General features: G+C 40.9%; 22 protein-coding genes. 11 read left to right on the plus strand and 11 right to left on the minus strand.

What is annotated here, in order from left to right:
- Positions 1 to 35 precede the first annotated feature (35 nt).
- Both IV512_RS05560 and IV512_RS05565 read left to right on the plus strand, forming a co-directional pair.
- Positions 36 to 803 carry an enoyl-CoA hydratase/isomerase family protein gene (locus IV512_RS05560; protein ID WP_209401441.1) on the plus strand — a complete coding sequence of 256 codons (768 nt, stop codon included), beginning with the start codon at positions 36 to 38 and terminating at the stop codon, positions 801 to 803.
- 388 nt (positions 804 to 1,191) lie between these two features.
- Positions 1,192 to 2,394 (plus strand): histidinol-phosphatase, encoded by a 1,203-nt coding sequence (locus tag IV512_RS05565; protein ID WP_209401443.1) that lies wholly within the window; start codon positions 1,192 to 1,194, stop codon positions 2,392 to 2,394.
- 9 nt (positions 2,395 to 2,403) lie between these two features.
- Here the strand turns inward: IV512_RS05565 and IV512_RS05570 are convergent, their stop codons facing one another.
- The gene (locus tag IV512_RS05570) at positions 2,404 to 3,045 is read right to left on the minus strand and encodes a 2OG-Fe(II) oxygenase (RefSeq protein WP_371743261.1); all 642 of its coding nucleotides are present in this window, start codon (positions 3,043 to 3,045) and stop codon (positions 2,404 to 2,406) included.
- An 89-nt stretch (positions 3,046 to 3,134) separates the two neighbouring features.
- Between IV512_RS05570 and IV512_RS05575 the strand changes: the two genes are divergently transcribed.
- Complete coding sequence (locus tag IV512_RS05575) at positions 3,135 to 3,587, plus strand: 6-carboxytetrahydropterin synthase (RefSeq protein WP_209401445.1); 453 nt, start codon at positions 3,135 to 3,137, stop codon at positions 3,585 to 3,587.
- A gap of 50 nt (positions 3,588 to 3,637) precedes the next feature.
- Positions 3,638 to 4,396 (plus strand): UDP-2,3-diacylglucosamine diphosphatase, encoded by a 759-nt coding sequence (locus tag IV512_RS05580; RefSeq protein WP_209401907.1) that lies wholly within the window; start codon positions 3,638 to 3,640, stop codon positions 4,394 to 4,396.
- A 232-nt stretch (positions 4,397 to 4,628) separates the two neighbouring features.
- Here IV512_RS05580 and IV512_RS05585 read toward each other — a convergent pair whose 3' ends face one another.
- The 3 genes from IV512_RS05585 to IV512_RS05595 form a co-directional block, all read right to left on the minus strand.
- Positions 4,629 to 5,891, minus strand: a complete 1,263-nt coding sequence (locus IV512_RS05585; RefSeq protein ID WP_209401447.1) for an MFS transporter — start codon at positions 5,889 to 5,891, stop codon at positions 4,629 to 4,631.
- A gap of 294 nt (positions 5,892 to 6,185) precedes the next feature.
- Positions 6,186 to 6,758 (minus strand): FMN-binding protein, encoded by a 573-nt coding sequence (locus IV512_RS05590; protein WP_209401449.1) that lies wholly within the window; start codon positions 6,756 to 6,758, stop codon positions 6,186 to 6,188.
- Entirely contained in the window at positions 6,742 to 7,668 is a 927-nt protein-coding gene (locus IV512_RS05595) for a DUF6607 family protein (protein ID WP_209401451.1), read from the minus strand. The genes IV512_RS05590 and IV512_RS05595 overlap by 17 nt, the downstream gene beginning before the upstream one ends.
- A gap of 109 nt (positions 7,669 to 7,777) precedes the next feature.
- Between IV512_RS05595 and IV512_RS05600 the strand changes: the two genes are divergently transcribed.
- Together IV512_RS05600 and IV512_RS05605 are read left to right on the plus strand one after the other, a co-directional pair.
- The gene (locus IV512_RS05600) at positions 7,778 to 9,928 is read left to right on the plus strand and encodes a TonB-dependent siderophore receptor (protein WP_209401453.1); all 2,151 of its coding nucleotides are present in this window, start codon (positions 7,778 to 7,780) and stop codon (positions 9,926 to 9,928) included.
- A 9-nt stretch (positions 9,929 to 9,937) separates the two neighbouring features.
- Positions 9,938 to 11,491: an HmuY family protein gene (locus IV512_RS05605; RefSeq protein WP_209401455.1), complete on the plus strand. Its 1,554-nt coding sequence runs from the start codon at positions 9,938 to 9,940 to the stop codon at positions 11,489 to 11,491.
- Between the two features lie 66 nt (positions 11,492 to 11,557).
- On the opposite strand, the gene recJ is transcribed toward IV512_RS05605, so the two are convergent.
- From recJ to IV512_RS05620, 3 genes are all read right to left on the minus strand, one after another.
- Positions 11,558 to 13,246, minus strand: coding sequence for a single-stranded-DNA-specific exonuclease RecJ (gene recJ, locus IV512_RS05610; RefSeq protein ID WP_209401457.1), 1,689 nt, complete (start codon positions 13,244 to 13,246; stop codon positions 11,558 to 11,560).
- A complete protein-coding gene (locus IV512_RS05615) occupies positions 13,231 to 13,527 on the minus strand; it encodes a four helix bundle protein (protein ID WP_209401459.1) in 297 nt (98 codons plus the stop codon). The genes recJ and IV512_RS05615 overlap by 16 nt, the downstream gene beginning before the upstream one ends.
- 75 nt (positions 13,528 to 13,602) lie before the next feature.
- Positions 13,603 to 14,031, minus strand: coding sequence for an OsmC family protein (locus IV512_RS05620; RefSeq protein ID WP_100870184.1), 429 nt, complete (start codon positions 14,029 to 14,031; stop codon positions 13,603 to 13,605).
- A 50-nt stretch (positions 14,032 to 14,081) separates the two neighbouring features.
- Between IV512_RS05620 and IV512_RS05625 the strand changes: the two genes are divergently transcribed.
- Positions 14,082 to 14,684, plus strand: a complete 603-nt coding sequence (locus tag IV512_RS05625) for a carboxymuconolactone decarboxylase family protein (RefSeq protein WP_209401461.1) — start codon at positions 14,082 to 14,084, stop codon at positions 14,682 to 14,684.
- 360 nt (positions 14,685 to 15,044) lie between these two features.
- Here IV512_RS05625 and IV512_RS05630 read toward each other — a convergent pair whose 3' ends face one another.
- From IV512_RS05630 to IV512_RS05645, 4 genes are all read right to left on the minus strand, one after another.
- Positions 15,045 to 15,623, minus strand: a complete 579-nt coding sequence (locus IV512_RS05630) for a uracil-DNA glycosylase family protein (protein ID WP_209401463.1) — start codon at positions 15,621 to 15,623, stop codon at positions 15,045 to 15,047.
- Positions 15,624 to 15,632: 9 nt separating this feature from the next.
- The gene (locus IV512_RS05635; RefSeq protein WP_209401465.1) at positions 15,633 to 15,977 is read right to left on the minus strand and encodes a HopJ type III effector protein; all 345 of its coding nucleotides are present in this window, start codon (positions 15,975 to 15,977) and stop codon (positions 15,633 to 15,635) included.
- A gap of 4 nt (positions 15,978 to 15,981) precedes the next feature.
- Entirely contained in the window at positions 15,982 to 16,653 is a 672-nt protein-coding gene (rsmI, locus tag IV512_RS05640; protein WP_209401467.1) for a 16S rRNA (cytidine(1402)-2'-O)-methyltransferase, read from the minus strand.
- A gap of 85 nt (positions 16,654 to 16,738) precedes the next feature.
- Complete coding sequence (locus tag IV512_RS05645; RefSeq protein WP_209401469.1) at positions 16,739 to 17,434, minus strand: hypothetical protein; 696 nt, start codon at positions 17,432 to 17,434, stop codon at positions 16,739 to 16,741.
- Between the two features lie 166 nt (positions 17,435 to 17,600).
- Between IV512_RS05645 and IV512_RS05650 the strand changes: the two genes are divergently transcribed.
- From IV512_RS05650 to IV512_RS05665, 4 genes are all read left to right on the plus strand, one after another.
- Positions 17,601 to 18,251: a thymidine kinase gene (locus IV512_RS05650; protein ID WP_100870179.1), complete on the plus strand. Its 651-nt coding sequence runs from the start codon at positions 17,601 to 17,603 to the stop codon at positions 18,249 to 18,251.
- Entirely contained in the window at positions 18,238 to 19,347 is a 1,110-nt protein-coding gene (gene alr, locus IV512_RS05655) for an alanine racemase (protein ID WP_209401471.1), read from the plus strand. The genes IV512_RS05650 and alr overlap by 14 nt, the downstream gene beginning before the upstream one ends.
- 84 nt (positions 19,348 to 19,431) lie before the next feature.
- A complete protein-coding gene (gene mscL, locus IV512_RS05660) occupies positions 19,432 to 19,842 on the plus strand; it encodes a large conductance mechanosensitive channel protein MscL (protein ID WP_100870177.1) in 411 nt (136 codons plus the stop codon).
- Positions 19,843 to 20,056: 214 nt separating this feature from the next.
- On the plus strand, positions 20,057 to 21,046 hold the full coding sequence (locus IV512_RS05665) for an aspartate-semialdehyde dehydrogenase (protein WP_209401473.1): 990 nt from the start codon (positions 20,057 to 20,059) through the stop codon (positions 21,044 to 21,046).
- The last annotated feature ends 74 nt before the right edge of the window (positions 21,047 to 21,120 follow it).

A 21,120-nucleotide genomic window follows, 5' to 3' on the forward strand; every position in this document is an offset into this window, starting at 1 on the left:
TAAAGATTCCAACGTACGCATTAAACTTATACTAAATGGGAACCGAAAGAGAAAACGGAAGTCTTTATACGCGAATCGACGGTAAGGTCGCCACTATAGAATTTGGCCATCCGGCGGGTAATTCATTTGTAGCTGAGCTTTTAGATCGATTGACCAGAGAGTTCAACAAGCTTTCCGACAATAACGATATTAACGTAATTGTTTTAAAATCGGAGGGTGATCGAGCTTTCTGTGGTGGAGCCTCGTTCGATGAATTGGTAGCTGTTTCCAATCTCGAAGAAGGTAAAATGTTCTTTAGTGGTTTCGCGAATGTAATCAATTCGATGCGTACTTGTAAGAAGGTAATCGTGGGTCGGGTTCAGGGCAAAACTGTTGGTGGTGGTGTTGGTTTGGCCGCGGCCTGTGACTATGTTTTTGCTTCTGTCGATGCCTCGATTCGATTATCAGAGCTTACTATTGGTATTGCACCGTTGGTGATTGAACCGGCGGTAGAACGAAAAATGGGCAAGGGTGCGCTGTCTGAAATGTCACTGGCACCTACCGATTGGAAAAATGCCTACTGGGCTCAAGAAAAAGGGTTGTTTTCGCGTGTTTTTGATAGTGTGAAAGAACTCGATAAAGAACTCGGGTTTTATGTAGAGAAATTGTCGAGTTATAACCCTGAAGCACTTACGGAATGGAAAAAGGTGCTTTGGGCCGATACCGACCATTGGAAAGAATTGTTGATCGATAGGGCAGGTATCACAGGTAAATTGGTGCTTTCGGACTTTACTAAGAACGCACTTTCTAAATTCAAAAAATAGAATAGATATGGCTGAATATTTAAGCGGAAATATGATTTTTTTGATATTGGCGGTGGTCGTCATCGTCGTTTATATCATAAACCGTATGCGAGGCAATAAAATGCACAAGAAATAATAAGACCGACATCCCATACGTTATCCTCTAAAATTACTTTTTAATGGATATTCTAAACTTTCTTAACGGAGACCTTATCTTTCCACTTTTGGCACTTTTTGTAGTGGCCATTTACTTTGTAAATCGAGTTAAAACCAGAAAGAGGTTTAAGCGGTAATAACAATTTTTATAGTCTTCTTTTATCATAGTACGCTACACCCTAAAGGTTTAATGGTAATTTAAACCAGTGTTGTTTAATTATCATTATTTTTGGTCACCACCAAACCAAAAAAGATGAGAACTGCGTATTTTTTATTCATTTTCTTTCTACTTATTGGCTGTACCGAAAAAGAGAAGGGAGAGAAGCCTGCTAAAACTTTGAATTGGTACAAAGGCAACCTGCACACCCATTCGTATTGGAGCGATGGCGATGAATTTCCGGAAGTTATTCTAGATTGGTATAAGGCTAACGAGTATAATTTTTTAGCACTTTCTGATCATAATACAATTGCACGTGATGAGAAGTGGGTCACTATTTCTGAAGATACGCTTCGGCAAAAGGCCTTTCAAACGTATCTCAAAGAGTATGGTTCTGATTGGGTGAACCATAAGGTAGATTCAGGTAGAACCATGGTAAGGTTAAAGACCTTCGAAGAGTATAGCGGGTGGGTTCAGGAAGAAGGCAAGTTTTTGGTAATTCCTTCCGAGGAAATTACAGATCGATATGAGGATAAGCATATTCATATGAATGCCACCAACATTCAAGAAATGATTGAGCCTCAAGGGGGCAACAGTGTTCTTGAAGTGATGCAAAACAATATCGACCAGGTGCTCGAACAAAGGAAAACTACGGGAGTACCTATCATTCCGCACATCAATCACCCCAACTTTTATTATAGTATTGATTTAGAAGATATGATTGCTTTAAAAGGCGAGCGTTTCTTTGAAGTTTATAATGGTCACCCTGCAGTACACAACATGGGTGATTCAACACATATTTCTACAGAAGAAATGTGGGATATTATTAACATCAATTACTTGGCCGAAGGTAAACCTATGATGTACGGCCTTGCTAATGATGATTCTCATAATTACCACAGAAAAGGCAAAAAATGGAGTAATGCAGGTAGAGGCTGGGTCATGGTGCAAGCCGATACGCTCTCAGCTATAAAACTTATAAATGCTTTGGAGGCCGGTGATTTTTACTCGACCACCGGAGTAGAACTGAAAGAAGTTCAGTTCGAAAATAATGTGCTGAAAGTTGAGGTAGATGTAGAAGAAGATATTGAATATGTAATTGAGTTTATTGGATGCAAGAAGGGAGATTCCCAAACACAAAGTTTCAAAACCGTCAAGGGAGAGAAAGCCCAGTTTAGTTTAGAATCTGATATGCTCTTCGTAAGAGCTAAGATTAGCTCGACAGCTTTACAAGATAACCCTGTTGAAAATATGGTGTACGAAATGGCGTGGACGCAACCGGTGAGGCCAGATCATTAAATTGATGGACTAGTGGGTTTTTAGCCAGCCGGTAATGCTCAAACGCTCTCGGATGGCAGGTTTTACTTCATGTTCCAATAATTGACTTTCAAATATCACCGTTCTGCCCGGGAACGGGTAAATCGTCTTCGGTACTTCTTTATTATCGATGTTCAGATAAAGCACCAATTCTCCGCCATCTTCAGGTTGCCAATCATCTTCATTTAAATAGCATACGAGCGACAACTTTCTTCGGTCATCATTTTGAAAAGTGTCGAGATGTCTTTTATAAAACTTTCCTATTGGGTAAAGCGCATAATGAAACTCTTTTCGAAAAATGCCTAAAAAACACGTTCGGTTGAGGTAGTTGACGAGATTATTGATTTCATCGAAGAATAACTTTTGGGCATAATCTTGAAGGTTCTCATCCATCCATAAGATAAAGTCACCCCGAATACCAGCTTTTATAACTTCGTTGGTACGATTACCTATGGCCGCTTTTTTAAATTGGTCGTCCTGATATTTTTGTAAAAGGTCTGCCCTCAAAGCCTCAACAACCTTAGTAGAAAAAAGTTCGTCAACCATGCAATACCCTTGTTCAAGAATATCATCGATAATTCTTTCATATAGATAGTTTGTCTCAAAATTAAGTTGCTCAAAAAGTTCTGCCACTATAATTTATATTTAAAAAAGCGGGTAAATGTAGACTAAAAACGGATTGGTTTTTTAAATTGAATACCTTTGTCTCACAAAAGTATGTGATGGACAATATTAGAATCACCAAACAATTCAATTTTGAGACGGGGCATGCCCTGTACGGTTATGATGGCAAGTGTAGAAATGTTCACGGGCATAGTTATAAACTTTCGGTTACGGTAATCGGCAGGCCTATTACAGACACTTCTCATGTTAAGCTGGGAATGGTTATCGATTTTGGTGATTTAAAGAAAATTGTCAAAGAAGAAATTGTCGACAAGTTCGATCATGCCACGGTTTTCAACAAAAACACACCGCATGTAGAGTTGGCCAAAGAATTGACCGATAGGGGGCACAATGTAATTTTGGCCGATTACCAGCCTACCAGTGAGAATATGGTGATAGATTTTGCCAAGAAAATAGGTGGCAGGTTACCAGAGAATATCACATTACACTCCTTAAAGCTACAAGAGACAGATACTTCTTATGCCGAATGGTACAGTAGCGACAACCCATAATATACCAACCTTGTTTTACGAATATTTATATTTGCCCCATCATGACAACGATTGACATTCCAGCGGGCAAAAAGGTGTATTTCTCAAGTGATAATCATTTGGGTGCGCCCACGATGGAAGATAGTCGCCCCAGAGAGAAAAAATTCGTAGCATGGCTCGATACCATTAGAGAAGATGCAGCCGCAATTTTTTTAATGGGTGATCTGTTCGATTTTTGGATGGAGTATAAAACGGTCGTTCCGAAAGGGTTTACAAGAACCTTAGGAAAGTTGGCCGAGATTTCAGATTCAGGTATACCTATTTACTTTTTTGTCGGCAATCATGACTTGTGGATGAACGGTTATTTTGAGGAAGAACTCAACATCCCCGTTTTTCATAAACCACAACAATTCAATATCAATGGGGCTACATTCTTTATAGGTCACGGCGATGGGCTTGGCCCGAACGACAAGGGTTACAAGCGTATGAAAAAAGTGTTCACCAACCCCTTGGCAAAGTGGCTTTTTCGTTGGCTGCACCCAGATATAGGCGTGCGCTTGGCTCAATACTTTTCAGTAAAGAATAAGTTGATTTCGGGAGATGATGATGCCAAATACCTTGGTGATGATAATGAGTGGTTGGTTCAATATGCCAAAAAAAAATTGGAAACCCTGCACTACGATCATTTTATATTCGGTCATCGACACCTTCCTTTAGAAATAGACCTCAACGGAAAATCAAAATATACCAATCTCGGCGATTGGGTCAACTACTATACCTACGCAGTTTTTGATGGAGTACAGCTCAGGTTGCAAAAATTCGAGCACTAAAGCTTGGGCCACAAACGCCAAACAACAAGTAATATATTTCCTACAACATGATTTGGATGCTTGACAACAAAAGTTACCGACATCCGGATCGAGTACATATCTTTACAGTGTTATTAAAATCAAATGTTGATCCCAAATCTTCATTTTACCTACATTTTTCACTTGACGATCCCAAATCTTAAGTGTTACCTACCTAAAGAAATTGCCTCTACTGTAGAGGCTTTTTTTTTGCCTATTTTGTATCTGACTCATGTTCGTCGATATCTTTTTGTAAATCGAGTCTCCTAAATGTAGGAGAGACAAATGCGGTGAGTCCAACGGTCAATAATGTCATTGTGCCACCGAATACCACAGCAGTAACGGTTCCCATGAGTTTGGCCGTAAGTCCACTCTCAAAAGCTCCCAGTTCATTTGACGAACCTACGAACATTGAATTGACCGAAGCTACGCGCCCACGCATATTATCTGGGGTTTTGAGTTGTAGAATGGTCTGTCGAACAATCATTGAAATTCCGTCTACGGCCCCACTGACAAATAAGGCGGCGACAGAAAGCCAGAAAGAGGTTGACAATCCGAAGACAATCATACAAATGCCGAATCCAAATACGGCCAACAGCAGTTTCTTGCCCGCATTTTTATGCAAGGGAAAACGTGTCGAGCCCAGCATGGTTATAGCTGCACCAACTGCCGGGGCCGCCCGTAGAACCCCAAAACCTTCGGAGCCTACATGCAATATATCTTGGGCGTAAATTGGTAACAAGGCAACGGCACCACCAAACAGTACGGCGATCATATCCAGAGTCAAGGCGCCTAAAATAGCCTTGGTGCTAAAAACAAAGCGCAGACCTTCTCGAAGGCTTTGAAAAACAGGTTCCCCGATTTTCGGATTCAAAATCGGTTTCCGGCCAATTTGAAAAAGGAACAACAATGCCAATACCGAAAAACCGAATATGACGCACATCGACCAGTGAACCCCTATCCAACTAATTGAAAAGCCGGCCAAAGCAGGCCCCATCACTGCTGCCAATTGCCAAGTCGTACTGCTCCAAGTAGCAGCATTCGGGTAAATTTTCTTTGGAACAATTAAAGCTATCAATGAAAATATGGTCGGGCCAATAAAGGCTCTAACGATACCACCCAAAAATACTAAGGCGTAGATGCTGTACAGAATTATTTGTTGTGAGGCGCGCAGTTCTATTGAGGGCAGGCTCAATATAAACAGCCCTAGACTGATGACTGAAAAACCAAAAATACATTTCACCAAGAGGTTGCGCTTTTCCTTTTGGTCAACTATATGGCCGGCAAAGAGTGCCGTTGATACCGCAGGTATGACTTCCATTAAACCTATGATGCCCAACGAAAGTGGATCTTTGGTCATAGAATAGACTTGCCATTCGATGACAATAAACTGCATCGACCAAGCGAAGACCATAGCAAAACGGACCAACAAAAAAATATTGAATTCTCTATAGCGAAGGGCTGCGTACGGATCCATAAGCGCAATTTGCGAACGAAATAAGCCGTAAAGATATTACTATGTGATTAAGCAGCGAACCATAGTTATATTAAATGTGAAAAATGGTTTAAAAGTGGTAAACCGACCAAGTAGTTGGTTTTAGCTAAAAGCTTTACATCGATATAATAGGGCTTTGTCGATAAACAGCATCAAGTTTGCCGTAAGTAGTTCAGATGTTATTTTTGGCTCTTTCCCGAGTAAAGAGTACCGACCGAATAGTCGGTAACTATGAGTCGCAACTAATGAAAAAGAGTAGTGTAGAAGTTCGTGTCGTCAGTTGTTTAATTGCGAACTTGGTGTTATTACTTCATTTTGAATTAGAACACTGATAGATTTCAGAACATCGGCCGTAGCATTGGTCATACTACTGGCCGAAATGGTCGCTCCGGAAATAGCATCAATATTTTCTCCATAGGTCAATTCATCGCTTGGAGTAAAACCTACAAATTTGATCAACCATCTTTGGCTTCCTATCTGCCGGCCATAGTTCTCTCGATAAATTAACACTTTTGATTTTTTAATGCTCAAATCAGGCTTGAACATCAGAATATATTCGAATTTCTTTTTCATACTTGCTGCAGAGCCGACATAAGCATAGCCCAATGATTGCTCAGCGGCCATAATTTGAAAAAATTGGTTATTATCAAATTTCGCTATAGTTTTCTCTTGCAGTTTCGGGGGTATGGAAATGGCTTTAGTTCTAAAACTGTCAATTTCAAAGGTGCCTTTTATGGCCCTATCTATTTTTTCTTGAAGCCTTGATGATTGCTGTGGATATACGGTAGCAGCCGAAAAGAGGGTAGCCAACATTAGAGTAAAGCCTAGTTTTTTATTTACCCTTGACATCCATTTCATTTTCATCCACTATAAATTCATCGATTGTGGTTGCAATCGACTTTTTATTGGCGTTTTCCTTTTCAAGAGCATAGAATTTCATGAACATGGGTTGGCCACCAACACTCTTTTTAAGGGTTAGACTTCCGTCTCGATCATAGGTCTTATCCCATACATTTCGGGCTTTTGACCAAAATTTTTCATTTTTGGCCCACCATGCATTGGCGGTCGCACACTCTTTATCCTCCGTTTTGGTGTAAATATTAAAGCCTTTTTCTTGGGCCAATAGCACGTCTTCTTCCCCATCATTTCTAATGATTTTATCGTTGTCTTGCTCATGAACCCAACCAAAGTCGGTAATTTCTTGCCGATTACCTCGACGCATCACATTATAATCGTCACGCTTACTGTATTCTCTTCTAGGTAGCGGTGAATCGGTGGTGTTTTCCCAGTAATGCTTGCCATCAACATGTACCCATGTAGAGGATCCGCTATATCTAGGGCTGTCATCGACTTGGTAAACTTTCTGGGTCCATTGCCCTTTGACCTCCTCTTTAGGTAGTTCGGTAAATACCCAAGTATTGTCTTTATCGTAATGAAATACTTTTTGGTTTTCATAAACCCAGTCTTGTCTCCAATGTTTGATGATCATGGTATCATGAACTACCAATATGTGTTGAATCGAAAGTTTGTTAGGTTCATCTTCAATCAACAATGCCAATTCTTTGCCGTAGGCCGTATAATCAAGATGCTTTTCATAATCGATTTCTGGAGAAAATGTTTCGGTGTATTTGAAAGTGATATCATAACAGCCACACATGGCTTTGATTGCTTTAATATCTTTTTCTTTTTGGCTTTTCTGGGCATTTGTGCCGCTAACGCATACGAGAAGTAGCGCCAATACGCTTAGGGTTGTTTTCATAATCTAGAATGTTAGTTGCTCTGGCTTAAAATTATTGAATTAATTTAGATTGATTAAAAATAACTAATATATTTTCTCAAATTATTTTTATTAAGATTTATTCTAAATAATGTTGAGAATATCACTTTTGTCTTTTTTCTTGCTACCCATTCTGATATTAGGTCAGGAAAATGGGTCGTTTGCCGACACGACCCGAATTACGGAGTTGGATGAAGTGGTTCTTACTGGAGAAAGCAAAGTATTGTCCGTTAGCAAAAAATTGTTCCGAGTCGAAACCATTACTAATAAAGACATCAAGCAATTGGCGGGAAATAATTTGGCCGATGTTCTCAATCAGAATTTGAACATTACCGTTATGCCCAACCCGTCTACCGGTAGAAGTACAATTAGTATGTTTGGGCTTGATGGGCAATATGTAAAGATATTAATGGACGGTATTCCGATTGCCAGTGATAACGGAATGGGTAACAATATCGATATCACACAAATAAACCTTGAAGAGGTTGAACGTATCGAAATTGTGGAAGGAGCCGTAGGCGTACTTTACGGAGACAATGCCTTGGCAGGTGTTATAAATATAGTTTCAAAGAATGGACTTGATGGTAATAAGTGGACTATCAGCACCTCTTTACAAGAAGAAACTTTAGGAAACGAGTACGCATGGACCAATGAAGGCAGGCATATACAAAACCTCAAAATAAGCCATCAACTATTTGATGCTACCCAAATAGCGGCGGGCTTTTCTCGTAATGATTTTGCCGGTTTTTTCAATGAATACAAAGGCCGTGATTATGTAAATATTCAAGATGGTACCGTAGTCAATGACGGTTTAAGAGGCCTGGAATGGAATCCTAAAGAACAGATAACGGCTTTCTTCGATGCTCGACAAAAAGTCGGCAAACACACCTTCTATTTCAAATCTCAGTATTACAACGAAGAGCTAGATATTTATAATCATTTGGTAAATGGTAGGCTTAATGGAAATGGCGAACCCAACCCTACTGCGAATGACCAGTTGTTCACCACTCATCGTTGGGTCAATAACCTAAATGTGGCAGGTAATTTTCTCGGGCCTACTACCTACAACCTATCCCTATCATATCAAAACCAGAAAAGGTATGTTGAAGAATACACTTATAATATTTTGCAAAGGGGAATAGAGGCCTTCAACTTAAACCAGCTCAATCAATCAAGTAAAATTTACTATTCGAAGGCGACTGTCAACAATATTTTCTCCAAATCGGAGCGATTTAATTTGCTTGCCGGATATGAGCTCATTTTTCAAAAAGGGTTTGATGCCACAGCCTCAGGAAATTACTCGACCAATACTTCTGAAAATACGTTGGAGAATTATGACCTTTTCGCCCACTTAGACGTGAATTTGTCCGAAAGACTGTCTATTTATCCTGGCATGAGAATAACGAACAACTCTCAGTTCGGTAATCAGCTTATATGGTCTTTTTCTTCCAATTACGATTTCGAAAACGACCTAAAGCTCAAGGCCATCTTCGGTTCTGCCTTTCGGGCACCTAGTTTTGAAGAGTTTTTTTTCTATTTCGTCGATAGTAACCACAATGTTCAGGGCAATAAAGACCTACAGCCAGAAGATGGTATTTCTATATTTTTAAATGCCGATAAAAAATGGTCGGTAGCTAATGATGAGGGTTTTCTTTCTACTGCCTTCAGAGGTTTTCACTATAATTTAAAAGATAAAATTACGCTAGTAGGCGATGATTCGGAAGACACGCCTCTTTTTACGTATCAAAACGTCGAAAAACAGAAGATTTTAGGGGTTACCTTGAACAATCGACTACAATTAAAAAGATGGAATATTGGTCTTGGCTCCACTTATCTTGGTGAATCGACAACCCTGAACGATTCAGATAACGAAGATAACTCTGAGTATGTATGGAGTTTCGCACTAAATTCAAATTTAAGCCATACCATACCAAAATGGGGCACCACTTTGTCCGCTTTATTAAAATATACGGGTAGAAGACAGACTATTGTCAATGATGGCAGCGGTGAAAACACCTTAGATCGTACCGATTCTTTTACTTGGCTAGATACTACCGCCCTAATCGAGCTTACACCCCAGTTAGACCTCACTTTCGGGGTGCGTAATGTGTTGGATGTTGTGACCGTTAATGCCGGTAACGTATCCTCAGGGGTGCACGGTTCTTCCGGTACGGGCACCCAACTCTTTGGGAACGGCCGTTCCTATTTTCTAAAACTATCATACCTATTAACCTTTAATTAAATTTTGAAAATGAAAAAATCCTTTCTTTATGTTGTTTGTGCTAGCCTTATGATGTTCGCATCATGTAGCAGCGATGATGGCGGTGGGTCTTTAATTGACTTTTCCGCTTCCTTCGATAATGAGACAGCAAGTCTTTCGGAGGATGAAAATAGCAAGACCATTACCATTGACTTTTCACGGGCTGCTACCGAAGCGGGCACTGTTACGATCAGTCTAACGGGTGACAATGCCGAATACGGCACCGATTTTACCACTACGCCAGAGGCTAGTTCAGGTAGTTTGTCAGTTCCCGTCGCCGTAGGCGAGACTAGTGTTTCATTTGAACTGAACAAGCTAACCGACCCCGTTGAAGGCACCACGGCTTCGGTTTCGTTCACTTTATCAGTTGTGAGCAATACGGATTGGACTGTTAGCAGTCCCTCGACAACTTTGGTCAGTTTTACGCCTACGGCGTCAGCTGGCGGAACAATCGAACCTGAATCAGGGGGACCCAATCAACCCAATGCCGTATTTATTGATTTGAGCTCTCAACAACAAGTTTCGTCTAGGCGTGATGCTTGGGAAATTGCCGTTTATAATGGAACTGAGAACCTGGTCTTTTTAAACCCTAGCCTCTTGGTTTCCGCTGCTGAATTGCAGGGGGTGACCGATTTAAATGCAGTAAGTTCGATTACTGAGTTTGACGAGCCGATGAATTTATATACGTTGAACGTTACCACTTTTCAACCTGAAGAAGTACAAGTGACCAATGTAGCAGAGCTTTTGGTTGGCCTACCTGTGGGATATTCACAATACGGAAATCTTTCCGAAGGAATAAAATTTACTGATGATAAGGAGGGTTCTTTGGAAGGAACGGCATTTGGAACCATTTCAACAACTGCCGAAGAAAATAATGTTTTCATCGTAGGTCTTGGCGCTGAAATTCCCGATACGACCCCAGACGCTGGCGCCATAGCTACAACGGGCGAACATCGAGGTTTTATGAAGGTGCGTATTTTGACCGATGGAGATGAATATACCATTCAGTATGCTGAATTGGATGCTACTACCTTTGAGGAAGCGGTTATCGCCAAAGATGCCTCTAAAATTCAATCGGCCTTTAGTTTGACTTCGGGGCAAACCGTAGATATAGAACCGGCCGCAGAGGCGTGGGACATTCAAGTGCCTTCGGTATTTAGTTATTACGGCCCTTTCGGCGGCTTTGCCGGTGCCGGACTCACCTATTCCGATTTTGTAACGCACAATACATTGGGTGGAGTTGGTGTCTATCAAGTTCTGACGTACGAAGTTGACGGGGAAGGTGTGCGTACCGATTTCAATGTTCCATCGTATACAGATTTTACTTTGGCAGACGCTGACGACAGTGCCTTTATTTATGACGATAGGGCCGTTATTGGTAGTGATTGGCGAGTTTCCGGTTTCGGGGGTGCGCCTTCGGTAAAAGATGATAGATACTACATCATTAAAGACGCCAGTGGAAACCTCTATAAATTTAGATTTACCGCGGTATTGAGCGCCAATGGTGAGAGAGGGTATCCTCAGTTCATTTACGAAAAATTATAAGATTCGTTTCAAATCTTTCTTCATTGGTGAAAGGCCCAAGTGTAATGCTTGGGCTTTTATATTTTATTATTTGATATCCCTAAGCTTTAATTGAAGGCTCACATTGCCTTGCCATTCATTTTCATCTAAAGAGAACGTGGCGCTAAAGGGGCGTTTATTGGCAATCAGGTCGATTTTATCACCGAGATTAAAGCCAATTCCTCCAATGGGCTCACTTCCGCTTTGGGTAAGCGTTACTTTTAAATGCGCCTCATTTTCACCTACACCTTTACCCCAACCGGTGTCCTTTAAATTTTCTGCCATAAACACCGGTGTCATATTACCGGGTCCAAATGGGGCAAATTGTTTGAGTATACGAATCAATTTCGGTGTAACTTCACTTAATTCGATTTGGCTGTCTATTGAAATTTCAGGAGTCAATAATTTAGGGTCGATGGTTTCCTGAACCACTTTTTCGAATTGTGTTTTAAAATTTTCGAATTGTCCCTCCAACAAAGTAAGTCCAGCAGCATATTTGTGTCCACCAAATTGCTCTATACAATCTGCACAGTCTTGCAGGGCGTTATAGACATCAAATCCTTTGACAGAACGGGCCGAAGCCGCCAGTCTGTCACCACTTTTAGTGAACACCAAAGTAGGCCGATAGTAGGTTTCCGTCAAACGTGAAGCCACAATACCGATAACCCCTTTGTGCCAGCTGTCTTTGAAAACAACCGAGGTAAAACGTTCCTCTTCTTTATTTTCTACTATTTGTTGCAGCGCCTCTTGGGTAATCTCTTGATCCAACCCCCGACGGTCGGTATTAAATTTTTCTATCTCTGCGGCAAAAGTCGTCGCCTGTTCCAAATCGGTTTCCCGTAGTAAGTTTACAGCATGTTGGCCATGTTTCATACGACCGGCGGCGTTTATACGCGGGGCTATAATGAAGACCACATCGGTAATGGTCAATGTTTTCTTCTTTATTTGACTGATTATGGCCTTGAAACCTGCTCGCGGATCGGTATTGATGACCTGAAGCCCAAAATAGGCCAGAACCCGATTTTCTCCGGTTATAGGAACAATATCCGCGCCGATTGCGGTAGCGGCCAAGTCTAAATATGAAAACAAATCTTCAATGGTTTCACCCCTTCTTGAGGCCAAAGCTTGAACTAATTTAAAGCCGACTCCACAACCGCAAAGTTCATCGTAGGGGTATGAACAATCTTCTCGTTTAGGGTCTAAAACCGCTACTGCTTCTGGTAAACTTTTGCCCGGTCTGTGGTGGTCGCAGATGATAAAATCGATGTTCTTTTCCTTGGCGTAAGCTACTTTATCTATGGCCTTTACTCCACAGTCCAATGCAATAATCAATGAAAACGAGTTGTCATGGGCAAAGTCGATACCTTGAAAAGACACGCCGTAGCCCTCACCATATCTATCGGGAATATAAGTTGCTATATTCGGGTAGAAAGATTGAAGGTAAGAGGATACTAATGCCACGGCTGTAGTTCCATCCACATCATAATCGCCATAGACCAATATATTTTCATTGTTGGTAATGGCCCTTTCGATTCTGGAGACCGCCACATCCATATCTTTCATCAAAAAAGGGTCGTGCAGATCTGATAATTCAGGACGAAAAAACTTTTTGGCTTCCTCATAAGTGGACACCCCACGTTGCAGTAACAGATGTGCCACCAAACTATCTACCTTAAGGGCTTTGGCCAGTGCATCTATTTGATGTTGTTCAGGTTTTGGCTTTATCGTCCAGCGCATGTTTTTATAAAATCAAGTTTAAAGTACAAGTTCAAAATTTTCAGATTCACCCGAGATTCTTTCAACTCTTTTAAGCTTATACTAGCTTTATGTATGTAATCTTTATTGGTATGGGTTCCTTGGGGTTCTCCAAAGTTTAATGCCGCGCTTCCACCAGAGCGTAATAGTTGATTTCCGTAATATTCTCCAGTAAAATCTTCAGGAATCTCACGGCAAAAAATGGCAATATCAGCGGCAAAATTCACCAACCTATCTTCTAAATCATACTTTTTTTCTTCCAAAATGGGCAATTCTTGTTTCTAATTTAAATCTGCATTTTAGCTTGGTATTTGAACTTAAACCTTGAACTTATTATCTTACCCGTGATGAAAAATCGTTTTGATTTCCATTTTGGCAAATTGGCGAAACATTTCCATGACCCCACAATACTTCTCTACGGAGAGGTCTACAGCCCGCTGTAATTTTTTCTCCGCAAGGTTAGGGCCGTGAAAGTGATATTCTACTGTAACGGCATCATAAAACTTAGGGTGCTCATCAGTAAGATTGGCTATCGTTTCAATATGAAAATCATCTACCTCTAATTTCATTTTTTTAATTAGGGCCGCAACGTCAAGACCTGAGCATCCTGCAAGTCCGGAAAGCATAAGGGCCTTTGGTCTAAGACCGCCTCCTTCGCCTCCATCATCTGGGCTGGCATCGATTTTCAAATTAAGACCTGATGGGTTGGTGCTTTCGAAGGCCATTTTACCTAACCATTTTGTGCTGATATGATTTGTTGTGGGCATAATTTTTCGTTATTTGTTGAACTACAAAAGTAACTTAAACTATAGAATTTATGGCCTTAGTAACCCCTCTTGACCCAAACCATGATGAAGAAACTAAACAATTGGCAGAGTTTTTCAATGAGACGCTGGGCTTTTGTCCGAATTCGGTATTGACCATGCAGCACCGTCCTGCAATATCGAAAGCATTTATTAATCTCAACAAGGCCGTAATGGCAAATGAAGGCAAGGTGAGTTCGGCATTAAAGAGAATGATAGCCTGGGTAAGCAGTAATGCTACGGGGTGCCGTTATTGCCAAGCACATGCCATTCGGGCCGCTGAGCGCTATGGAGCGGAACAGGAACAGTTAGATAATATTTGGGAATACCGGACACATTCTGCATTTTCGGAAGCGGAACGGGCCGCATTAGATTTTTCGTTGGCGGCCTCACAGGTGCCCAACGCTGTGAATGCTGAAATTAAGAACCGGCTCTATCGGTATTGGAACGAGGGCGAGATTGTCGAAATGTTAGGTGTGATTTCTCTTTTTGGCTATCTCAACCGCTGGAACGATTCTATGGGAACCGCCATCGAAGAAGGTGCTGTAGAAAGTGGCGAGCAATACCTAGGAAAATATGGTTGGGAAAAGGGGAAGCATGATGGGAGTGTTTACTAAATTTAGGTTGTAAATTTTTTAGTTCACCCCTAAAGAGCCGTCAAAGGGATAACATATTGTTCCAAAAGAGAGAAACTTTTGGGACATATTCAGAATCTCCTATACGTTCAGTTTTGGCATTGCCAAAAAAAAGAGTCAAAAACCGCTAGGCTGATTTATAATTTTTTGAAATATACACTTTTTGATTCTCGCAGCGCCCAGACTCTTTTGTCAAGGCAAAATGCTTTTTTGAACGTCTTCCAAGGCAGGCCAGCCTGCGCCTGAACATGAATAGCTTAATTTACTAAAAGAGCCTAAATAGGTAACCACTTGAAAACCTTTATTTCTTCAAGAGATTTTCTAACCTCTAAAACAGCTCATTTAACCAACCTCCAAGGTTTGCTTAACCCGCTCCTTCAATTCCGGTAACACATCACTTTCAAACCAAGGGTTTTTCGCCATCCAAAAGCGGTTAACAGGCGAGGGGTGCGGTAGCGGAAAGAATTTGGGGAAGAATTCTTGATAATTGGCCACGTTCTCAGTAAGGTTGCCTTTAGAAAAATTCTTTAAATAACGGTCTTGAGCGTATTTGCCTATCACCAGAGTTAGTTTGACATCCTCTAAATTATTCCAGAATAGTTCATGCCATAAGGGGGCACATTCTTTTCGGGGTGGCAAATCTCCGGTTTTTCCCTTTCCAGGATAACAGAAGCCCATCGGTAAGATGGCAAAATTATCGGGGTTGTAAAATTCCTCATCCGTAACGCCCAGCCACTCCCGTAGTTTTCTTCCGCTAGGGTCGTCCCATGCTTTGTGGTGAATATGGGCCTTTCTGCCCGGTGCCTGGCTTACCAAAACTATTTTTGATTTCGAGGTGCCTGCTACTATGGGTCTAGGTCCCAATGGCAAATGCTCGCTGCAAACGGTACACTCACGTATTTCAGAAAGCAGCTTTTCCATAGGTGTTTTTTATTTTCTTTTCAATGGAAAACGGTCAAAATGAACCCCACCGAAACCGGTCAGCATGAAGTTTCGTATGTTCTGATGGCCTTCTCCATCGGGGTTTTCTAAAACATCGTTAAAATAGAAATTGCCGAAACAGGCCAAAGTTTCCTCTTTGTTCAATTCTTGGTCTTGCGCAAAGGCCAATAGCTTACAAGAACCTGAGTTTTCGCCGACCTTGTTTTTGAGTTGTCCGTTCTTAAAAGAGGTGGGCTCAAAATAATAATGTTCTTCTATTATTGCCATAGTTTCGTTAAATTCAATAGACTTGGGCGTTTCTTTTAATTTTTGTAAAAATTGGGTAAGCATCATATTCTTATTTTTTTCCTTCAACAATAATTACGATTTCGCCTTTCGGAGGTTTTTCGGTATAATATTTTATGATTTCTGCCAAGTTGCCACGAACGGTCTCTTCATAAAGTTTGGTAAGCTCGCGCGATACCGATGCATTTCTTTCAGCTCCGAAATATTCGGAAAATTGGCCTAAGGTTTTCAATAGTTTATAGGGAGACTCATAAAAAATCATAGTTCTAGATTCTTCGGACAAAAGCTTTAACCGTGTCTGTCGCCCCTTTTTTGGAGGAAGGAAGCCCTCGAAAGCAAATTTATCATTGGGCAGGCCGCTGTTGACCAAGGCAGGCACAAAGGCTGTAGCCCCGGGCAGGCATTCGACCTCAATGTTCTTTTCAACACAGGCACGCGTCAGTAAAAAACCGGGGTCAGATATTGCGGGGGTTCCCGCATCTGAAATTAAGGCCATGGTTTCGCCAGATTGTATTCGGCTCGTTAACGCGGCAACGGTTTTGTGTTCGTTGTGCATATGATGGCTTTGCATTGGGGTGCTAATATCGAAATGCTGCATGAGCTTTCCGCTTGTTCTGGTATCTTCGGCAAGTACTAGATCAACCTCTTTTAGAATGCGAACGGCACGAAAGGTCATGTCTTCTAAATTTCCTATTGGTGTTGGTACCAAATATAGTTTTCCCATATGCATCCGCTTTTGGCAATATTAACAAAAAAAGACCGGCTTCCTCTAAGAGAAATCCGGTCCTATGCCATGTTTTATAATGTCTTTAAGAAAATCGTCTTTCAATCAACTGCATGAAACGTTCAACGTATTCTTCTTTTCCCACCCAATTTGCATAATCGGGCTTCACCATATTCTCAATAAACGAAATAGAACGCTCTTCACTATCAATTGTATTTAATTGTGACAGCACACGGTTATAGTCTGCAGTACTGCCATTAAAAAGGTGCTTTACAAAGGCCAATCGATTGTTGAGGTCGACCTTGATTTCTTTATTGACCAATCTATCATTTAGTGATTTGATGGTGGCTTCTTTTTCAGGCACCGATTCTTTTTGTGGCATGAATAACTCTTTGTCGTTTTTCATGTAGTCGGGTTGAGACAAAAACTCGGCCAGTACTTCGTCGACCGGAGTTTCTGGGTCGTTTGGCATTTCTGATACGATATCTTTGATAGTATCCATACCAGGTATCATTATATCTTCTTGATGGGGGTTGCTTTCGGGCACTGATGAGTTTGCACTCAAGACCGCAGTAGCCATCTTTTCAAACTTTTCTGCAATTACGTTTTTCGACACGTCAATTTCTATGTCGTGTAATTTTTCTTCTATAAACTTCAGAACGGCCAATTTTTCATAAAGGTCTTTTGCCGCTGTATATAAATCGTCTAGGTTGTTCATGTCGCGAGATGTAATGATATCTGTTGACAGTTTTCTTAGCTCTTCCTTTAATTTTTTCTTCATCAGTCAATTTTTTTAAGTAGCACTTTTAGGTAAAGTTGCTAACTTTAGGGTTTGAACTTGTCCCACATTTATTTTTCACCCTAAATTTGCGTTTGCAATAAAGTACTTGAACAAGTACGCTATAAATAGGAACGAAAAAGCATGTATTTTCGTCTAAAATTACAAAATGTTTCTCGAAAACACTGTTAATCACAAAGAACAATTCGGATGGATCGAGGTCATCTGCGGGTCTATGTTTTCGGGTAAGACCGAAGAACTGATCAGACGTTTGAAACGCGCTCAATTTGCCAAGCAAAAGGTAGAGATCTTTAAGCCTATGGTCGATGTGAGGTATGATGAAGAGATGGTAGTGTCGCACGATGCCAATGAAATACCCTCTACACCCGTACCTGCCGCTGCAAATATTAGAATTTTAGGCGATACCTGTGATGTAGTAGGTATAGATGAGGCCCAGTTTTTTGATGATGAAATCGTAACCGTTTGTAACGATTTAGCCAATAAGGGAGTTAGGGTTGTAGTCGCCGGACTAGATATGGATTTTAAAGGAAACCCTTTTGGGCCTATGCCGGCTCTTATGGCCACTGCAGAGTATGTAACCAAGGTGCATGCTATTTGTACGCGCACAGGTAATTTGGCCAATTATAGCTATCGAAAATCAAGTAATGACAACTTGGTTCTCTTAGGAGAAACTGAAGAATATGAGCCGTTGAGCAGAGCGGCATATTATAAGGCTATGTTGAAAGAAAGGGTTAAACACATAAATGTTGACGGGGAAATATTGAACACAAAAGATAAGGGGTCGAATGCCAAAAGCTAAAGAGACGGTTTTAGAAATAGACCTTGCGGCTCTAAAACATAATTATCGATATTTCAAATCGCGAATAAAGCCTGACACACAATTTATGGGGGTGGTCAAGGCCTTTGCCTACGGTAGCGATTCAGTAGCCATTGCCAAGAAATTGCAAGAGTTAGGGGCCAATTATTTGGCCGTGGCCTATGTTAAAGAAGGTGTTGCCCTAAGAAAGGAGGGTATTACGATACCTATTCTAGTATTGCACCCTTTACCGGTAAGTTTCAAGAAATTGATTAAACATTGCCTAGAACCCAACCTATATTCAGAGAAAATACTTCATGAGTTCTTAGAGGCCGCCCATAAATTGGGGCAGAAGAATTATCCGGTTCATTTAAAATTTAATACAGGTTTAAATCGATTAGGTTTTAAAGAGGATGAAGTAGTTAAAGTATGTAAACTTGTTAAAGCGAAGGAGCAAATTCAGGTCAAATCGATTTTTTCGCATTTGGCCGCCTCAGAAGATTTGAACGAAAAAGCGTTTACTAAAGGTCAAATCAAGGCTTTTGATAGAATTTATTCGAAAATGACTGATATTCTTCAAGAGAAACCCTTTCGACATCTTTTAAATACTTCAGGTATTGTCAACTACCCCGATGCGCAGTATGAATTGGTGCGTAGCGGAATCGGTCTTTATGGTTATGGCAATGAGGCTGCCGTAGATGAGCAACTGCGTCCTGTGGCGCAGCTCAAGACGATAATTTCTCAAATTCATACGATTTCGGCCGGTGAGACCATTGGTTATAATAGGAAGTTCAAATCTGATTGTATAAAGATATCCGCTACATTGCCCGTTGGTCATGCCGATGGTATCGGCCGACAGTACGGAAATGGTAAAGGTTTTGTAGTTATAAATGGTAAGAAGGCTCATATACTGGGTAATGTCTGTATGGATATGATTATGGTAGATATCACCGACATTGAATGCAAGGCCGGTGACGAAGTCATTGTTTTTGGTACGGACGCAAGTGCAGAAAATTTTGCTGCTGAGGCTGGTACGATCTCATATGAATTGCTGACCGGCATCTCGCGGCGCGTCAAACGTAGAATTTTGAACAAATAATTTTTTAACAGTTTCTTGGCAACTGAATATTTTTAGTACATTGCAGTGACTATAAATAATTATCAACTAAAAAACACGTGAACCATGTGGAAAGAATTTAAAGATTTTATTATGACCGGCAACGTTATTGACTTGGCGGTTGCTGTTATTTTGGCCGGTGCCGTTGGTCTGGTCGTTAACGGATTTGTAAACGATATTATGATGCCTATCGTTGGATATTTTGCTGGTGGTATGGACTTTGCCGATATGAAAGTTATACTTTCTGAAGCAATTGTTGCTGCCGATGGTACTGTTGAGAAGCCAGAGAGTGCTATTCGCTATGGCGCTTGGATCAATTCAATTATCAATTTGATTATTGTTGGTTTCGTATTGTTTATGATTGTAAAGTCTTACAATAAAGTACGTCAGCCAGAGCCAGAAGTTGAGGCGGCTCCTGCAGGCCCTACTCAAGAAGAGTTGTTGGCAGAAATTAGAGACTTGCTTAAAAAGCAATAAGACATAGCTGACGAGGGTTTCGATACCCTTTGTTGGTTGCCGCTGCACTGCAGTATAAATTTAAAGCCGTCATTGAAGTTCGCAACTTTAGTGACGGTTCTTTTTTACAGTATTGTTATTTATGTAACAATTTGTTATATTTTGAATATTGGTATTGAATTCTTTTGTTCACTCGTTTATGTTGCAGTACATTTGCCTGACAAAATTTTAAAAGATGAAAGTAGCTGTTGTAGGTGCCACCGGCATGGTTGGCGAGGTTATGTTAAAAGTATTGGCCGAGCGTGATTTTCCGATTACGGAATTACTCTTAGTAGCCTCTGAGCGTTCTGTGGGTAAAAAACTAGCCTATAAAGGTCAAGAACATACCATTATAGGTCTAGCGGACGCGGTTGCCAAAAAGCCGCAAATTGCTATTTTTTCGGCCGGGGGTGATACCTCTTTGGAATGGGCACCAAAATTTGCTGAGGCGGGCACTACTGTGGTAGATAATTCCTCTGCATGGCGCATGGACCCCACCAAGAAATTGGTTGTTCCTGAAATAAATGCAGATGTATTAACGCCTGAAGACAAAATTATCGCCAATCCCAATTGCTCGACCATTCAATTGGTCATGGCATTGGCGCCGTTACATTCAAAATATAAAATGAAACGAGTTCTAGTTTCAACATACCAATCGGTATCTGGTACTGGGGTTAAGGCGGTTAAGCAATTGGAAAACGAAATGGCCGGTGTTGATGGTGAAATGGCGTATCCCTATCCTATAAACAGAAATGCACTGCCACATTGCGATGTTTTTTTAGAGAACGGCTATACCAAAGAAGAGATGAAATTAGCTCGAGAACCGCAGAAAATATTGGACGATAGGTCATTTTCTATAAGTGCCACTGCAGTTCGTATTCCTACGGCCGGCGGGCATTCTGAATCAGTAAATGTTGAGTTCGAGAACGATTTTGAATTAAGCGATGTTCGAAAAATATTGAATGATACCCCAGGCGTGACCGTACAAGATAATCCTGATACGAATACGTACCCAATGCCGATATACGCCCATGATAAAGATGAGGTGTTCGTTGGGCGAATTCGTAGAGATGAGTCTCAAAGAAACAGTTTGAATATGTGGATCGTTGCAGATAACCTTAGAAAGGGAGCGGCAACCAATGCAGTGCAAATTGCGGAGTATTTGGTAAAAAACAAGTTGGTATAAACATATTTATCCTTCTTAAATAAAGTTAAAACCTGTACAATCAATTTATTGTACAGGTTTTTTTATGGTATTTT

The sequence above is a fragment of the Pseudozobellia sp. WGM2 genome, assembly GCF_017810075.1.
In the GTDB taxonomy this organism is placed as follows: Bacteria; Bacteroidota; Bacteroidia; order Flavobacteriales; family Flavobacteriaceae; genus JADNYK01.

Coding starts and splice junctions, on each gene's coding strand:
- IV512_RS05560 (WP_209401441.1), top strand. CDS start 36: ATGGGAACCGAAAGAGAAAACGGAAGTCTTTATACGCGAATCGACGGT.
- IV512_RS05565 (WP_209401443.1), top strand. CDS start 1,192: ATGAGAACTGCGTATTTTTTATTCATTTTCTTTCTACTTATTGGCTGT.
- IV512_RS05575 (WP_209401445.1), top strand. CDS start 3,135: ATGGACAATATTAGAATCACCAAACAATTCAATTTTGAGACGGGGCAT.
- IV512_RS05585 (WP_209401447.1), bottom strand. CDS start 5,891: ATGGATCCGTACGCAGCCCTTCGCTATAGAGAATTCAATATTTTTTTG.
- IV512_RS05590 (WP_209401449.1), bottom strand. CDS start 6,758: ATGTCAAGGGTAAATAAAAAACTAGGCTTTACTCTAATGTTGGCTACC.
- IV512_RS05595 (WP_209401451.1), bottom strand. CDS start 7,668: ATGAAAACAACCCTAAGCGTATTGGCGCTACTTCTCGTATGCGTTAGC.
- IV512_RS05600 (WP_209401453.1), top strand. CDS start 7,778: ATGTTGAGAATATCACTTTTGTCTTTTTTCTTGCTACCCATTCTGATA.
- IV512_RS05605 (WP_209401455.1), top strand. CDS start 9,938: ATGAAAAAATCCTTTCTTTATGTTGTTTGTGCTAGCCTTATGATGTTC.
- recJ (WP_209401457.1), bottom strand. CDS start 13,246: ATGCGCTGGACGATAAAGCCAAAACCTGAACAACATCAAATAGATGCA.
- IV512_RS05620 (WP_100870184.1), bottom strand. CDS start 14,031: ATGCCCACAACAAATCATATCAGCACAAAATGGTTAGGTAAAATGGCC.
- IV512_RS05625 (WP_209401461.1), top strand. CDS start 14,082: ATGGCCTTAGTAACCCCTCTTGACCCAAACCATGATGAAGAAACTAAA.
- IV512_RS05630 (WP_209401463.1), bottom strand. CDS start 15,623: ATGGAAAAGCTGCTTTCTGAAATACGTGAGTGTACCGTTTGCAGCGAG.
- IV512_RS05635 (WP_209401465.1), bottom strand. CDS start 15,977: ATGATGCTTACCCAATTTTTACAAAAATTAAAAGAAACGCCCAAGTCT.
- rsmI (WP_209401467.1), bottom strand. CDS start 16,653: ATGGGAAAACTATATTTGGTACCAACACCAATAGGAAATTTAGAAGAC.
- IV512_RS05645 (WP_209401469.1), bottom strand. CDS start 17,434: ATGAAGAAAAAATTAAAGGAAGAGCTAAGAAAACTGTCAACAGATATC.
- IV512_RS05650 (WP_100870179.1), top strand. CDS start 17,601: ATGTTTCTCGAAAACACTGTTAATCACAAAGAACAATTCGGATGGATC.
- alr (WP_209401471.1), top strand. CDS start 18,238: ATGCCAAAAGCTAAAGAGACGGTTTTAGAAATAGACCTTGCGGCTCTA.
- mscL (WP_100870177.1), top strand. CDS start 19,432: ATGTGGAAAGAATTTAAAGATTTTATTATGACCGGCAACGTTATTGAC.
- IV512_RS05665 (WP_209401473.1), top strand. CDS start 20,057: ATGAAAGTAGCTGTTGTAGGTGCCACCGGCATGGTTGGCGAGGTTATG.